The sequence below is a fragment of the Pseudomonas gebzensis genome, from assembly GCF_034427815.1.
In the GTDB taxonomy this organism is placed as follows: Bacteria; Pseudomonadota; Gammaproteobacteria; order Pseudomonadales; family Pseudomonadaceae; genus Aquipseudomonas.
In genome coordinates this window covers 759,929-774,270 of the sequence record NZ_JAXQNS010000001.1, presented here as the reverse complement: position 1 = coordinate 774,270, position 14,342 = coordinate 759,929, and the positions used below count along the sequence as shown (strand labels likewise).

Annotated in this window: 11 protein-coding genes and 2 pseudogenes; 5 read left to right on the top strand and 8 right to left on the bottom strand. The window is 64.1% G+C overall.

What is annotated here, in order from left to right; genetic code table 11:
* Positions 1-22 precede the first annotated feature (22 nt).
* The 4 genes from SJI00_RS03700 to SJI00_RS03685 all read right to left on the bottom strand — a co-directional run bounded on the left by SJI00_RS03700 (position 23) and on the right by SJI00_RS03685 (position 3,119).
* The gene (locus SJI00_RS03700; RefSeq protein WP_322460468.1) at positions 23-628 is read right to left on the bottom strand and encodes an START domain-containing protein; all 606 of its coding nucleotides are present in this window, start codon (positions 626-628) and stop codon (positions 23-25) included.
* Positions 629-662: 34 nt separating this feature from the next.
* Positions 663-917, bottom strand: coding sequence for a YkgJ family cysteine cluster protein (locus tag SJI00_RS03695; protein WP_322460379.1), 255 nt, complete (start codon positions 915-917; stop codon positions 663-665).
* Between the two features lie 146 nt (positions 918-1,063).
* Positions 1,064-1,570, bottom strand: a complete 507-nt coding sequence (locus tag SJI00_RS03690; RefSeq protein WP_322460378.1) for a hypothetical protein — start codon at positions 1,568-1,570, stop codon at positions 1,064-1,066.
* Positions 1,571-1,676: 106 nt separating this feature from the next.
* Complete coding sequence (locus SJI00_RS03685; RefSeq protein ID WP_322460377.1) at positions 1,677-3,119, bottom strand: aminotransferase-like domain-containing protein; 1,443 nt, start codon at positions 3,117-3,119, stop codon at positions 1,677-1,679.
* Between the two features lie 311 nt (positions 3,120-3,430).
* Here SJI00_RS03685 and SJI00_RS22530 point away from each other — a divergent pair.
* The 5 genes and pseudogenes from SJI00_RS22530 to SJI00_RS22515 form a co-directional block, all read left to right on the top strand.
* Positions 3,431-4,477: pseudogene (locus tag SJI00_RS22530) on the top strand (HAMP domain-containing protein); the annotation flags it as partial.
* 117 nt (positions 4,478-4,594) lie between these two features.
* The gene (locus tag SJI00_RS22525; protein WP_416220995.1) at positions 4,595-5,335 is read left to right on the top strand and encodes a methyl-accepting chemotaxis protein; all 741 of its coding nucleotides are present in this window, start codon (positions 4,595-4,597) and stop codon (positions 5,333-5,335) included.
* A gap of 276 nt (positions 5,336-5,611) precedes the next feature.
* Positions 5,612-6,397, top strand: coding sequence for a sulfite exporter TauE/SafE family protein (locus tag SJI00_RS03675; protein WP_322460375.1), 786 nt, complete (start codon positions 5,612-5,614; stop codon positions 6,395-6,397).
* 363 nt (positions 6,398-6,760) lie between these two features.
* Positions 6,761-7,846, top strand: a pseudogene (locus SJI00_RS22520) (HAMP domain-containing protein); the annotation flags it as partial.
* 87 nt (positions 7,847-7,933) lie between these two features.
* On the top strand, positions 7,934-8,701 hold the full coding sequence (locus tag SJI00_RS22515; protein ID WP_416220994.1) for a methyl-accepting chemotaxis protein: 768 nt from the start codon (positions 7,934-7,936) through the stop codon (positions 8,699-8,701).
* Positions 8,702-9,125: 424 nt separating this feature from the next.
* Here the strand turns inward: SJI00_RS22515 and SJI00_RS03665 are convergent, their stop codons facing one another.
* Genes SJI00_RS03665 through SJI00_RS03650 form a run of 4 tightly spaced genes read right to left on the bottom strand, consistent with a single transcriptional unit; the run spans position 9,126 to position 14,243 of the window.
* Positions 9,126-9,335: a formate dehydrogenase subunit delta gene (locus SJI00_RS03665; RefSeq protein ID WP_322460373.1), complete on the bottom strand. Its 210-nt coding sequence runs from the start codon at positions 9,333-9,335 to the stop codon at positions 9,126-9,128.
* Positions 9,332-12,217 carry a formate dehydrogenase subunit alpha gene (gene fdhF, locus SJI00_RS03660; RefSeq protein WP_322460372.1) on the bottom strand — a complete coding sequence of 962 codons (2,886 nt, stop codon included), beginning with the start codon at positions 12,215-12,217 and terminating at the stop codon, positions 9,332-9,334. Before fdhF ends, SJI00_RS03665 begins: the two co-directional genes overlap by 4 nt.
* Positions 12,214-13,764: a formate dehydrogenase beta subunit gene (locus SJI00_RS03655; protein ID WP_322460371.1), complete on the bottom strand. Its 1,551-nt coding sequence runs from the start codon at positions 13,762-13,764 to the stop codon at positions 12,214-12,216. The genes fdhF and SJI00_RS03655 overlap by 4 nt, the downstream gene beginning before the upstream one ends.
* Positions 13,761-14,243, bottom strand: coding sequence for a formate dehydrogenase subunit gamma (locus SJI00_RS03650; RefSeq protein ID WP_322460370.1), 483 nt, complete (start codon positions 14,241-14,243; stop codon positions 13,761-13,763). The genes SJI00_RS03655 and SJI00_RS03650 overlap by 4 nt, the downstream gene beginning before the upstream one ends.
* Positions 14,244-14,342 lie beyond the last annotated feature (99 nt).

Here is a 14,342-nt window from a genome sequence, read left to right as displayed (position 1 = left end):
TTTTTATGCCTGCTATACCGCTTCAGCGCTGCTCGACACGCTCACGCAGGTGCTTGAGCGTATTGAACGGGGCATCGACCACGAACTTGTTCGCCAGCCACGACGGCACGCTACCACCCGGTTCGGTGTGCACTTGATAGGTCACCCACGTGTTGTCGCCTTGGGGCACCAGCTTCCAGAAGCCCTCAACCTTGGTCACACGTACGAAGCCCTTTTCTTCAGGGAGATACGCGGGGTCTTCTTCGATCTTCCGGGTGATGCTGCCATCGGCCCCGGTGGAGGTGGTGATTCGCAGGACCGAATCGCGCGGCGTGACCATGACCGGGGTATTGAACTGGGTGTAGGTCCAGGTCAGGTCGCCTTCGTGCTTGAGCAGCTTCTGCGATTTGCATTCATGGATCCAGGCGCAGGCACCTGCGACATCTTCCTGCACCGCAGCCACCTTGGCCAGCGGCGCCTTGATCAGGGTTTCGCCCTTGTAGGCCTTGTACTTGGAGCCGGCGACTTCACTGAGCGACACCTTGACCCCCTCCTCGTCCTTGGCCACTTGCCAGTTATCCGCATGAGCCAGGGGCGACAGCAGCGCGCTGACGCCACACAGCAGAGCAATACGCTTGATCGATCTCATCATGTTGTTCCTTGTTGTCGATGATCCACTCGCTTTACGCCGCCGTCATCTGCTCCAGCCAGCCAATGATCCTGATTGCTTCTTCGCGGTCCGTGCCGCACACCTCGACATCAGCCTTGAAGCCGCCACACACCTTGGGCCGCTCAGGCTGGCCAAACAAACCGCACAGATTGACCAGCGACAGATGCAGGCAGCGCACGCCGGCCGGCTTGCCGTCGGGCATACCGGGAATGGCGGAACTGATGGATGGGGCAATGCAGCAGGCACCGCAACCCTCACGGCAATTCATGGACAATCAGGCTCCTGGAAAAAGAACACGGCAAGCATGCCCTCTGGATAGTAGCGGCTCAAACACACGTTTGAAATTGCCGAGCAGCGATTAGGCTCGGTGACCGAGCAGTCAGTTGGCGCCAGGCCAAACACAGCGTCGCGCCTTCACTGGCGGAACTGGAACTCGATGGCTGCGCCTTCGAGGTCGCGCCGGCTTTCATTTCGCAATTGCAGCTGCATTTCATTGCTGATCAGACGCCCATTGAGCTGGAAGGCGTTGTCATTGGTGGTCGGCGTATCGGGGAACATCGCAGGCAACAGCGGGGCCCGCCTGCCCGGCAGGTCCTCGTTGTCGAGATCAGGCTTGTAGTCCATGTTGACGCTCTTGGGCAGGCTCAGATCGAGCCGCTCAGCCTTGGCTGACGCGGCAGCGGCCTTGGCCGCAGCTTTCGACGCACGTTTGCTCGACGCACGCGTCCTGGTCACCGACTGCTTGGCTTTGGCTTTGGCCGTTGCCTTGGGCTTGACTGCCGCCTTGGCCGGCGCCTTCACGGTCGTCGAGTTGTCGGCAACCGGCGCAGGCGCCACAGGCTGCGCCGCACGCACCTCCTGCGCAGCGAAACCGAGCGAGCCGAGACATAGCACCAATGCGATACGACGTAAGAATTCCATGGTCACCCGCGCCATGATAGCAATATGGACATGCTCCACGTTCCCTGGTCCGCTGGCAAGCACCCAGGCTGTCTGGAACACGCGTTGATGCAAAGCGATCCAAGGCTTAAAACGGCATACCCGCGGCTTCCTTGCACAGCTGCTGGGCCAACAGGCCCAAAGTAATGACTGCGCGCTCAGACTCGTTGTTCCAAGGAATGCCGCAGTTGATGCGAATGCAGTGGTTGAACTGCTCGGTGTTGCTGAAGATCAGCCCCGGCGCGATGCTGATGCCCTGCTCGAGCGCACGCACATGCAGCTCCTGGGTATTGACCCGCCCCGGCAGGCTCACCCACAGAATGAAGCCGCCCGTGGGCCGGGTCATCTGCGTGCCTTGCGGGAAATGCTGCTGAACGGCCAGCTGATAAGCGCTGAGGTTCTTGCGGTACTCCTGCCGGATGTAGCGCAGGTGCCGATCGTAGCCGCCGTTCTCCAGATACGCCGCCACCGCCATCTGCGTGACGCTGCAGGCCGAGTGGGTGGTGAATGTCTGCAAGCGCTGCACCTCCTCTTGGTAGCGCCCGGGGATCATCCAGCCCACCCGCACGCCCGGTGACAATGTCTTGGAGAAGCTCGAACAATAGATCACCCGGTCGAGCCGATCGAAGGCCTTGAGTGCCTTGGTGCGGCCCTGCTCGAACATCAATTCCCCGTAGATGTCGTCCTCGACGATCTGGATGTCGAAATCCGAGGCCAGGCGCAGCAACTGCTTCTGGCGCTCTTGCGGAATGGTGCCGCCCAGGGGGTTGCTCAGCCGTGCGGTCAGCACCAGTGCCTTGATGGACCACTGATTGGCCGCCAACTGCAGGGCCTCCAGGCTGATGCCGGTGGACGGATCACTGGGAATCTCGATGACCTTCAGGCCCAGCAAGTCGGCCAACTGCAACAGCCCGTAATAGGTCGGCGACTCGGCGGCGATCAGGTCGCCAGGCCGGGTCAGCACGCGCAGGGCCATCTGCAAGGCGTCCACACAGCCATGGGTCACCACCACCTCGCGCGGATCGACCAGCACGCCGGCATCGCGCATACGGATGGCGATCTGCCGGCGCAGCGGCTCGAACCCCGGGCTGAACATGTAGCTGAAGGCACGCGGGCTGTGAAAGCGCGTGACCTTGGCCAACTGCTGGTGCAGCGCCCGCACCGGCAGGTAATCGACGTTAGGCACCGCCGCCCCGAAGGCATACACGCCATCGCGGCGTGCCTCGGCCAGGACCTGCTGAATGATGCTCGCCCGGGTGACCAGCCCCGGACGCTCGACCCGAGCGATGTCCGGGGTCTGTGCAGTCAGGGCCGGGGTCTGGTGAACGTAATAGCCCGACTGCGGCCGCGCGCGTATCAACCCCTGGTCTTCCAGGTTGGCGTAGGCCTGCAGCACGGTCGCGTGGCTGACATTGAGCTGAGCGCTCATCTTGCGCACCGACGGCACCCGCTCACCCGGCTGGTAGACACCCCGCCGAATGTCTTCGGCCAACTGCTGGGCGATTCGCTGATAAAGCAAGAGGTTGGTCATGGCAGCAGGCTCTCGGAGCGGGAATGTCATTGTTCTTGTGTGACGTACCAGCGCAATAGAATACCGGAACAGTTACGAAGTGTATGGGAACAGATTCTCGCTTTTCCAGCTGTACAGCGACGTGCAGCGGCTCCATGAGCGCCGTGACGTTCAAGGTCGAGCACCGACTCAACCCGCAAAGTGCCGCCCCCTGACCGTTCGTCGCCCACGACAATGTTTGGCGCGCAAGGCTTCAACCATTTGCCGACAAGGCCGATAGCTGATCTGACAGGTACCGCTCGTGCACCATCCCGCACGGCTCCTCCCTTTAAATGGCTAGGTCTCGAAACATGAACCTGAAGTTTCGCCACAAGATTCTCCTGAGCGCCTGCGCAATCGTGGTACTCGCCTTCGCATTGTTCACGCTCTACAACGACTATCTGCAGCGCAACACGATCACCCAGAACCTGGACAGCTCCATGCGCCAATCCGGCGCGCTCACCGCCAGCAGCGTGCAGAACTGGATGAGCGGGCGCATTCTGGTCCTGGAAAACCTGGCCCAGGACATCGCCCAGCAAGGCGTCGGCGACACACTGCCTGGCCTGGTCGACCAGCCCTCCTACACGCGCAATTTCCTCTTCACCTACTTCGGCCAGGCGGCCAACGGCGTGTTCACCCAGCGCCCGGATGTGCAGATGCCGGCGGACTACGACCCGCGCAAGCGCCCGTGGTACAGCACTGGCGCGCAGGCCGGCCAGACCGTGTTGACCCCGCCCTACCAGGCTGCCGTCGGCGGCATGGTGGTGACCATCACCACACCCGTGAAGGCCAAGAGCAACGGCGAGCTGCTGGGCGTGGTCGGCGGCGATCTGACCCTCGACACGCTGGTTGAAATCATCAACTCGGTCGACTTCGGCGGCATCGGCCACGCGTTCCTGGTCGACCGCGAAGGCCAGGTCATCGTCAGCCCGGACAAGTCCCTGGTGATGAAAAACCTCAAAGACATCTATGGCCACTCGTTCAACCTGAACAGCGACCTGCAGCACGCCACCCTCGACGGCAGCGAGCGCTTGATCTCCTTCGCGCCGGTCAATGGCCTGCCCTCGGCGCAGTGGTACATCGGTCTGTCGATCGACAAGGAAAAAGCTTACGCCGCCCTGAGCAAGTTCCGCACTTCTGCAATCATCGCCATGTTGGTTGCGGTGGCCGCCATCGTTGCCCTCCTGGGCGTGCTGATCCCGGTTCTGATGCGTCCGCTGACGGTAATGGGCCGCGCCATGCGCGACATCGCCGATGGCGAGGGCGATCTGACCCGCCGCCTGGAAGTGCAGCAACAAGACGAGTTCGGTGAGGTGGCCGTGGCCTTCAACCGCTTCGTCGAGCGTATCCACAACTCGATCAGCGAGGTGGCCTCGGCCACGCGCCAGGTGCATGACCTCTCCGAGCAGGTGGTCAGTTCCTCGAACGCCTCGATCACCGGTTCCGAAGAGCAGAGCATGCGCACCAACAGTGTGGCCGCCGCGATCAACGAGCTGGGCGCTGCCACCCAGGAAATCGCGCGCAACGCCGCCGACGCCTCGCAACACGCCAGTGGTGCCAGCGAGCAGGCCAACGGTGGCCGTCAGGTGGTTGAAGAGGCCATCGGCGCGATGACCAGCCTGTCGGTGAAAATCAGCGAGTCGTGCCAGCAGATCGAAGTGCTCAACGCCAGCACCGATGAAATCGGCAAGATTCTCGATGTCATCAAGGGTATCTCCCAGCAGACCAACCTGCTGGCGCTCAATGCCGCCATCGAGGCGGCGCGTGCGGGTGAGGCCGGCCGCGGCTTCGCCGTGGTGGCCGACGAGGTGCGCAACCTGGCGCACCGCACCCAGGAATCGGCGGAAGAAATCCACCGCATGATCACCAGCCTGCAGGTGGGTTCGCGTGAGGCGGTGCACACCATGCACGCCAGCCAGGTGTCGAGCGAACAGACCGTGCAGGTGGCCAACCAGGCGGGCGAACGCCTGGCCAGCGTCACCTCGCGCATCGGCGAAATCGATGGCATGAACCAGTCGGTGGCCACTGCGACCGAGGAGCAGACAGCGGTGGTCGAGAGCCTCAACGTCGACATCACCCAGATCAACGCGCTCAACCAGCAAGGCGTGGAAAACCTCAACCAGACCCTGCGCCATTGCGATGCATTGAGCCAGCAGGCAGGTCGACTCAAGCACCTGGTCGGCAGCTTCCGCATCTGAACCAGCGCCGGGGCTGGCCATCCGCCCCGGCCCTACACACGGGCCCTTGCCACCAGGGCCCGCTTGCAACGCCAGGCCGCCAGCAAGCCGTTGAATGCGCCCCCGTGTTTCCCCAACACGACCCCTCAAGCGCCAGTGCCCTCCTGCCTCGCCTAACCGAATCCCATAAGAACGCCGCCGGTTATAACCTCATAACCAAGAAGTCTATTTGGCAAAAAAAAAATCTATATGCTGCATCCATCCGATAACGGGCACAGTTGGGCGGTCGAGTAACGTATGGATGTAGGTTCTTTCGGTTTCACCATTGCAGGCTTGATCGTAGGTTTCATCGTCGGCATGACCGGCGTTGGCGGTGGTTCTCTGATGACGCCGATCCTCCTGTGGTTTGGCATCAATCCGGCTACCGCTGTCGGTACCGACTTGCTCTATGCCGCCATCACCAAGGCCAGCGGCGTCTGGGTACACGGGCGCAACAAGAACATCGACTGGAAGATTACCGGCTGGCTGAGCCTGGGCAGCGTGCCCGCGGCGGCCTTGACGCTGTGGTTCCTCAGCACGCTGCACGCCGACACTTCAGCGCTCAATGCGGTGATCAAGCAGGGCCTGGCGGTGGTGCTGATCCTTACCGCGTTCGCCATCTTGTTCAAATCACGCCTACAGGCGTTCGCCAGCCGTCACGCGGGCGATCACTATCATCTGAGCGAGCGCACGCTGAACCTGCTGACCGTGGGCACCGGTGTGGTCCTGGGCGTCATGGTCACCCTGACCTCGATCGGCGCAGGCGCCCTGGGCACCGTTGCGCTGTTCCTGCTCTACCCGTTCCTGGTCACCCGCCGCCTGGTGGGCACCGAGATCGCCCATGCCGTACCGCTGACCCTGGTGGCAGGCCTGGGCCATGCCAGCATGGGCAACATGGACTGGTCGCTGCTGGGCTACTTGCTGCTCGGCTCGTTGCCAGGCATCTACCTGGGCAGCCACCTGACCGGGCGGATTTCTGACGCCGTACTGCGCCCGTGCCTGGCGGCGATGTTGCTGCTGATCGGCTGTAAGCTGGCGTTCTGACCGCCCGCCCCGCGCTGAATCTCTCTGTGCGCCAGGACGATGACCCTCGCCTGGCGCGCAATTGACCCACCCTGAGCAGCACCGACACCCTGCCCCACAATCATTCCCCATGGCGCTCTGCGACACACTCAGCCCATCGATGAGCGGGTCACCTCGGCCTGGCTGCAAGCCCGCCAATACCCGCTGAACCACTCGACAGCCCCGCTACGCCCATCGGCAAGCGAAAACCTGGAAAACAATTGAAAATCGTTTTGTACACAAAACATTGACTAACGTTTGTCAGATTTCAGCCGACACACAGTGGATAGCAACAGGCCAGCACGCCGCCTGGCCCTTCGTCCACTGATCGGATGGCGCCTAACAATGAATATAAAAAACAAGCTGATGCTCGCCTTTGTCCTCGTCGCGCTGATCCCGGTGAGCCTTGTGGCCGTGATTTCAGTGCTGAATATCCGCAATCAGGCCATCGACCAGTTCATCGACGGCAGCACCCGGGAAATCCGTCAGATCGACGGCAACATGCGCCAGTTCTTCGATGCCACTACGCAAAACGTCGAACAAATGGCCGCAGACCCCGTCTACACCTCGGTCACCCACCTCAAGGATTACCGCAGCGCCGATGCGGCGAACCAGCCAATGCCGGCCGCCGCACAACAGGTGATCGACCAGTTCGCTCGCTATGGCGCCACCCACCCTGCCGCGGCGATCATTTCCATCGGCCTGGAAGACGGCAGCTACGCCAAGTGGCCCGATGACCCCAAGCTGGCCAGCTACGACCCCACCGCCCGCCCCTGGTACAAGGCCGCCATGGCCAGCCCCGGCAAGACCGTGCGCACCGCGGCCTACTACTACGACAAGGATGACGTTGCCCTGGTCGGCACCGCGCGCACCCTGAACGATGCCAGCGGCAAGGCCAAGGGCGTGTACGTGGTCAGTGTGTCGTTGAAGAACCTCAGCGAGCTGGTCAAGAGCATCAAGCTTGGCGACAGCGGCTATGTGATGCTGATCGAAGACGGCGTGGTGCTGGTCGACCCACGCGATGCCGCGCACAACTTCAAGCCGCTCAACAGCCTGGGCGAACCCTATGCGCAGTTGGCTGCCATCGAGCAAGGCTCGACCGAGGTGACCCTCGACGGCGTGCGCTACATGGCCAACGTCTGGACCTCGCCTGGTCTGGGCTGGCGCTTCGTCGGCCTGATCGAGGCCAGTGAAGTGATGAGCGCCGCGACCCGCATGAGCTGGCTGATCCTCGGTATCGTGGTCGCCCTGGCGGTGCTGTTCGCCGGGCTCGCTGCGGCCTTCGCCAGGGTCATCGTTCGGCCCATCGGCCAAGTCAGCACGGGCCTGCAGTCGATCGCCGCCGGCGAAGGCGACCTGCGCCACGACCTGAAAGTCCAGGGCAAGGACGAAACCGCCGAGCTGGCCGGCTGGTTCAACCAGTTCCTCGCCGCCATTCGTCAGCTGATCCAGCGCATCGGCGCCGCCTCCGGCAACCTGCATGAGGCGTCGAAGGTCAACAGCACCCTGGCCGACAACATGAACGACGCCGCCGGGCGCCAACGTGAGGCGGTCGAGCTGGTGTCCACGGCCTTCAACGAAATGGTCGCCACGGCCAACGAGGTGGCTCGTTCGTGCAGCCATGCCGCGACCTCCGCCGACAATGGCCACCACCGCGTGGCCGAGGGCAAGCAGCAAGTAGAAGTCACTACCGACAGCATCAATCGTCTGGAGGTGCGCCTGAGCGAGTCGGCCCAGGCCATGCTGGCGCTTGAAGAAGGCAGCCGCAGCATCAACCAGATCCTCGGCACCATACGCGCCATCGCCGAGCAGACCAACCTGCTGGCCCTGAACGCCGCCATCGAGGCCGCCCGCGCCGGTGACCAGGGCCGAGGTTTTGCCGTGGTGGCCGATGAAGTGCGGGCGCTGGCCAAGCGCACCTCCGACTCCACCACCGAAATCGACCAGCTGCTCAACTCGCTGGCCAGCAAGACCCATCAGGTCTCGGAGAAGATGGACAGCTGCCTGACCCTATCGCGTGACAGCGTCACCTCCATCGAGCGCACCCGCGACAGTTTCGAGGGCATTCAACTGTCGGTGAACGAGATCCGCGACCAGAACCTGCAGATTTCCGCTGCCGCCGAGGAGCAGCACAGCGTGGCCGAAGAGATCAACCGGCATATCCAGCAAATCTATGACGAAGCGCAGCAGGTCGAGCGCCTGGCGCACACCGCGCAGCTGGATTCGGGCAAGCTCTCGCAGCTGTCCGATGAGCTCAATGGGCTGGTGGGGCGTTTCAAGTCCTGATGGCAGCGTTAACCGAGAACCAGCCGGGGCCGCTCACGCGTATGCCCCTGCCCACGCCTCGCTGCATGTAGGCGCGAGCTTGCTCGCGATGGACGTCAACGATGACGCGAGCGCCTGACACAGTGCGGCGCTTGGGCATTTCTCGCGAGCGAGCTCGCTCACAGGTTGCTGCGAGCAATCCAATCTGAACTACGTCCCACTGTAGGCGCGAGCGTGCTCGCGATGGACGTCAATGATGACGCGATTGCCTGGCACAGCGCGGCGCCTGGGCATTTTTCGCGAGCGAGCCCGCTCTACAGGTTGCTGCCGGCAGTCCATACAGATTGCCGGGTAATCCATGGACGCTGCATCACTGGAGCAGAGCGCCAGGCCGCGTTGGCGCCCCCCTGTGCTCAGAAAGTCCGCAGCCCTCGCTTCACGCACCTCACGCTTGCAACGCCCTCATCACCAAGGGATCGAGCTGTTTGGCCGCCTCGCCCTGGGCTTTTTCGTCGAGCTGCTTGAGCATGGCCGGCGTCCAGAAGCTGTGCAGGTGTTGGCGCAAGCCCTGCACGGCCACTTGCCGGTCGGGCTCGCTTTCAAAGTAGTGGGCGATGTGATTGGCCATCTTGACCAGGTTGTCGTTGTCCTTCATCGGCGTACCTCGGCGTTCTCGGTTGCGTCACGTTGGCGCCGCTCCTTGAGCAGGCGGCGTTGTTCATCACTGAAGCTCTGATAGCGTTTCTGCCACTCCGAAGGGTGGAAGACCTTGGCCACTTCCACGGCCGTGACCTTGTATTCCGGGCAGTTGGTGGCCCAGTCAGAGTTGTCGGTGGTGATCACGTTGGCCCCGGATTCGGGGAAGTGGAAAGTGGTATAGACCACGCCTGGAGCGACCCGCTGGGTGACCCGCGCGCGCAGCACGGTCTGCCCGGAGCGGCTGCCGATGCCTACCCAATCGCCATCGTTGATGCCACGGCTCTCGGCGTCGCTGGGGTGGATTTCCAGACGGTCCTCGGCGTGCCAGGCGTTGTTGCCGGTGCGCCGGGTCTGTGCGCCCACGTTGTACTGGCTGAGGATGCGCCCGGTGGTCAGCAGCAGCGGGTAGCGGCTGTTGACCTTCTCGTCGGTCGGCACATAGCCGGTGAGCATGAAGCGCCCCTGGCCGCGCACGAACTGGTCGATGTGCATGGTCGGCGTGCCATCTGGCGCGTTGTCGTTGCACGGCCACTGCAGGCTGCCGTGGCGCTCGAGTTCGGCATAGCTGACGCGATGGAAGCTCGGCGTCAGGCGGGCGATCTCGTCCATGATCTCGGAGGGGTGGCGGTAGTCCATCTTGTAGCCCAAGGCATTGGCCAGGGCGACGGTGCCTTCCCAGTCGGCCTTGCCCGCCATCGGCTCCATCACCTTGCGCACCCGCGAAATACGCCGCTCGGCGTTGGTGAACGTGCCGTCTTTTTCCAGGAACGAGCAGCCCGGCAGGAACACGTGGGCGAACTTGGCGGTTTCGTTGAGGAAGATGTCCTGCACGATCACGCATTCCATGGCAGTCAGCGCGGCAGTCACGTGCTGGGTGTTCGGGTCGCTCTGGGCAATGTCTTCGCCCTGGCAATACAGCGCCTTGAAGCTGCCATCGAGCGCTGCTTCGAACATGTTGGGAATGCGCAGGCCCGGGTCAGGCTGCAGGGTCACGCCCCAGGCCTGCTCGAACTCGGCGCGCACGCCCTCGTTGGAAATGTGTCGGTAGCCCGGCAACTCGTGGGGGAACGAGCCCATGTCGCACGAGCCCTGCACGTTGTTCTGCCCGCGCAGCGGGTTCACCCCGACCCCTTCGCGACCGATGTTGCCGGTGGCCATGGCCAGGTTGGCGATGCCCATCACGGCGGTACTGCCCTGGCTGTGCTCGGTAACGCCCAGGCCGTAGTAGATCGCAGCATTGCCGCCAGTGGCGTACAAGCGTGCGGCGGCGCGAATCTGTTCTGGCGGCACGCCGCATACCGGGCCGAGCAGCTCGGGCGCATGCTCAGGCAAGCTGACGAAGTCGCGCCAGCGGCCAAAGGCTTCACCCTCGCAGCGGGCATCGACGAAGGCCTGGTCAAGCAGCCCTTCGGTGACGATGACGTGGGCCAAGGTGTTGAGCATGGCCACGTTGGTGCCGGGGCGCAGTTGCAGGTGCAATTCGGCGCGGGCGTGCGGCGAGTCGACCAGATCGATGCGCCGCGGGTCGATGACGATCAGCCGCGCACCTTGGCGCAAGCGCCGTTTCAACTGGGAGCCGAACACGGGGTGGGCATCGGTGGGGTTGGCGCCGATGACCAGAATCACATCGGCCTTCATCACCGAGTCAAAACTCTGTGTGCCGGCCGATTCGCCCAGGGTCTGCTTCAAGCCATAGCCGGTCGGCGAGTGGCAGACCCGGGCGCAGGTGTCGACGTTGTTGTTGCCGAACGCAGTGCGTACCAGCTTCTGCACCAGATAGGCTTCTTCGTTGGTGCAGCGGCTGGAGGTGATACCGCCAATCGAGTCACGCCCGTACTTGAGCTGGATGCGCCGCAGCTCGCTGGCCGCGTAGGTCACCGCCTCGTCCCAGCTGACTTCCTGCCAGGGGTCGTCCAGGCTTTTGCGGATCATCGGCTTGGTGATGCGGTCGGGGTGGGTGGCATAGCCCCAGGCAAAGCGGCCCTTGACGCAGGCGTGGCCGTGGTTGGCGCCGCCCTGCTTGTCCGGCACCATGCGCACCAGCTGGTCGCCTTTCATTTCTGCGCGGAACGAGCAGCCCACGCCGCAATAGGCGCAGGTGGTGATCACGGCGCGTTCTGGCTGGCCGAGCTGCACCAGGCTCTTCTCGGTGAGTGTGGCAGTCGGGCAGGCCTGCACACAGGCGCCGCATGACACGCACTCGGAGGTAAGGAAATCATCGCCGCCGGCAGCCGAGACCCGCGACGCGAAGCCGCGGCCGGTGATGGTCAGGGCGAAGGTGCCTTGAATGTCTTCACAGGCCCGCACGCAGCGGCTGCAGACGATGCACTTGCTTGGCTCGTAGTCGAAGTACGGATTGGACACGTCCTTGGCATCACTCAGGTGGTTTTCACCCGCGTAGCCGTAACGCACCTCGCGCAGGCCGACTTGCCCCGCCACGGTCTGCAGTTCGCAATTGCCGTTGGCCGAACAGGTCAGGCAGTCGAGCGGGTGGTCGGAGATGTACAGCTCCATGACGTTGCGGCGCAGGTCGGCCAGGCGCGGGGTCTGGGTGCGCACGACCATGCCCTCGACGACGGGTGTGGTGCAGGAGGCTGGGTAACCGCGCATGCCGTCGACTTCGACCATGCACATACGGCACGAACCGAAGGCTTCCAGGCTGTCGGTGGCGCACAGCTTGGGGATGGTGGTGCCCATCAGGGCGGCGGCGCGCATCACTGAGGTGCCGGCCGGTACGCTGATGCTGCGGCCGTCGATGAGCAGGCTGACCTGCACCTCGGCGATGCGTGCCGGCGTGCCGAGGTCGACGTCACTGGCTGGATCGAAATAGTTGATCATTGCACAGCCTCCTGAGGGGCCAGACCGAAGTCGGCGGGGAAGTGCTTGAGGGCGCTGGCGACCGGGTAGGCGGTCATGCCGCCCATCGCGCACAGCGAGCCGTATTGCAGGGTGTCGCACAGGTCGCGCAGCAGGTTGGCCTGATCTTCGCGATAGGCCGCGTCGGTGCTGGCGATCAGACGGTCGACCACCTCCATGCCGCGCGTTGAGCCGATCCGGCACGGCGTGCATTTGCCGCACGACTCTTCGGCGCAGAACTCCAGGGCGAAGCGGGCCATGCCGGCCAGGTTCAGGGTGTCGTCGGCGACCACCACGCCGCCGTGGCCAAGCATCGCGCCAATGGCGGCAAAGGCCTCGTAGTCCAACGGGGTGTCGAACTGCTCGGGCGGCACCCAGGCGCCCAGCGGGCCGCCGATTTGCGCGGCTTTCAACGGTCGGCCACTGGCCGTGCCGCCGCCATAGCCTTCGACCAGTTCGCGCAGGGTCAGGCCGAAGGCGCGCTCGACCAGACCGCCGTGGCGAATGTTGCCCGCCAGCTGGAACGGCAGGGTGCCCATCGAGCGGCCCACACCGAAGTCGCGGTAGAACTGCGCGCCGCGGGCCATGATGATCGGCACCGACGCCAGGGTGAGCACGTTGTGCACCAGCGTCGGCAGGCCGAACAGACCTTCCAGCGCCGGCAGCGGTGGCTTGGCGCGAACGATACCGCGCTTGCCTTCGAGCGATTCCAGCAGTGCGGTTTCTTCCCCACAGATGTAGGCGCCCGCCCCGACCCGGACTTCCAGGTCGAAGGCCACGCCGCTGCCGGTGCTGTCCAGATACCCGGCTTCCCGGGCGAGGATCACCGCCTCATCGAGCGCATGCACAGCGTCCGGGTATTCCGAGCGCACATAGATGTAGCCCTTGCTGGCGCCCACTGCGAGCCCGGCGATGAGCATGCCCTCGATCAACAGGAACGGGTCACCTTCCATCAGCATGCGGTCGGCGAAGGTGCCGGAGTCGCCTTCGTCGGCGTTACACACGATGTACTTCTGCTCGGCGCGCGCTTCACGCACGGTGCGCCACTTGATGCCGGCCGGGAACGCTGCTCCGCCACGGCCGCGCAGACCCGAGTCGAGCACCTGCGCCACCACTGCTTCGGTGGGCATCAGCGCGGCCTTGGACAAGCCCTCGAAGCCGCCGTGGGCGCGGTAGTCATCCAGCGACAGCGGCCGGGTGACGCCGGCGCGGGCGAACAGCAGGCGCTGCTGGGTCTTCAAATAGGGAATTTCTTCGACCAGCCCCAGGGCCAGCGGGTGCTCGGCCATGTTGCCGGCCAGCGCATCGAGCAGGCTGGCGGCATCGCTGGCGCTGACCGGGCCGAAGCCCAGGCGGCCTTGCTCGGTGTCGATTTCGAGCAACGGCTCGAGCCAATACAACCCACGGGAACTGGTGCGCTGAAGGGTCAGCGGCATCTGCCGGCGCTCGGCTTCGCGGCTCAGCGCTTCGGCCAGGGCATCGGCACCGACAGCGCGGGCCAGGGAATCGCAGGGAATGAACAGGTTCATGCCGTCACCTCGCTCAAGCAGCCATCGACCAGCTCGCGCAGGCGCTCGGGGGTCAGACGCGCATGCACCTGACCATCCAGCTCCAGCGCCGGCGAGCAGGCGCAGGCACCCAGGCAGTACACCGGGCGCAAGCTCAGCGACCCGTCAGCCGTGGTGCCGTGGTCATCCACGCCCAACTGGTCGCGCACCTGCGCGGCCAGGGCCTCGGCCCCGCGGCTGCGGCACGATTCGGCCTGGCACAGGCGCAGGGTATGGCGTGCGGGCGGGGTGGTACGGAAGTCATGATAGAAACTGATGACGCCACGCACTTCGGCCAGGCTCAGGTTGAGCGCATGGGCAATGAGCGGGACAGCGTGATCAGGCACATACCCCACACCCTTCTGGATGGCATGCAGGATGGGCAGGAGCGCCCCTGGCGTGTGGCGTTCACGCTCCAGAATGCGGTGGATCAACGGCAGGTGTTGCAGTTCATCAGGCATACAGCAGACCTCGGCAACCCAGGCGCGCCCACCTTCCGATGGCGACGCGCCTAGCGGTGTTCAGCTGCGGCGTCCGGCCCCGTCACGGTCGCGTGGGTC

Excerpts from the sequence above, each read along its gene's own strand:
- SJI00_RS03690 (WP_322460378.1), bottom strand. The coding sequence starts at position 1,570 with ATGGAATTCTTACGTCGTATCGCATTGGTGCTATGTCTCGGCTCGCTC.
- SJI00_RS03695 (WP_322460379.1), bottom strand. The coding sequence starts at position 917 with ATGAATTGCCGTGAGGGTTGCGGTGCCTGCTGCATTGCCCCATCCATC.
- SJI00_RS03675 (WP_322460375.1), top strand. The coding sequence starts at position 5,612 with ATGGATGTAGGTTCTTTCGGTTTCACCATTGCAGGCTTGATCGTAGGT.
- SJI00_RS03685 (WP_322460377.1), bottom strand. The coding sequence starts at position 3,119 with ATGACCAACCTCTTGCTTTATCAGCGAATCGCCCAGCAGTTGGCCGAA.
- fdhF (WP_322460372.1), bottom strand. The coding sequence starts at position 12,217 with ATGATCAACTATTTCGATCCAGCCAGTGACGTCGACCTCGGCACGCCG.
- SJI00_RS22515 (WP_416220994.1), top strand. The coding sequence starts at position 7,934 with ATGAACGACGCCGCCGGGCGCCAACGTGAGGCGGTCGAGCTGGTGTCC.
- SJI00_RS03700 (WP_322460468.1), bottom strand. The coding sequence starts at position 628 with ATGAGATCGATCAAGCGTATTGCTCTGCTGTGTGGCGTCAGCGCGCTG.
- SJI00_RS03655 (WP_322460371.1), bottom strand. The coding sequence starts at position 13,764 with ATGAACCTGTTCATTCCCTGCGATTCCCTGGCCCGCGCTGTCGGTGCC.
- SJI00_RS22525 (WP_416220995.1), top strand. The coding sequence starts at position 4,595 with ATGCGCACCAACAGTGTGGCCGCCGCGATCAACGAGCTGGGCGCTGCC.
- SJI00_RS03650 (WP_322460370.1), bottom strand. The coding sequence starts at position 14,243 with ATGCCTGATGAACTGCAACACCTGCCGTTGATCCACCGCATTCTGGAG.
- SJI00_RS03665 (WP_322460373.1), bottom strand. The coding sequence starts at position 9,335 with ATGAAGGACAACGACAACCTGGTCAAGATGGCCAATCACATCGCCCAC.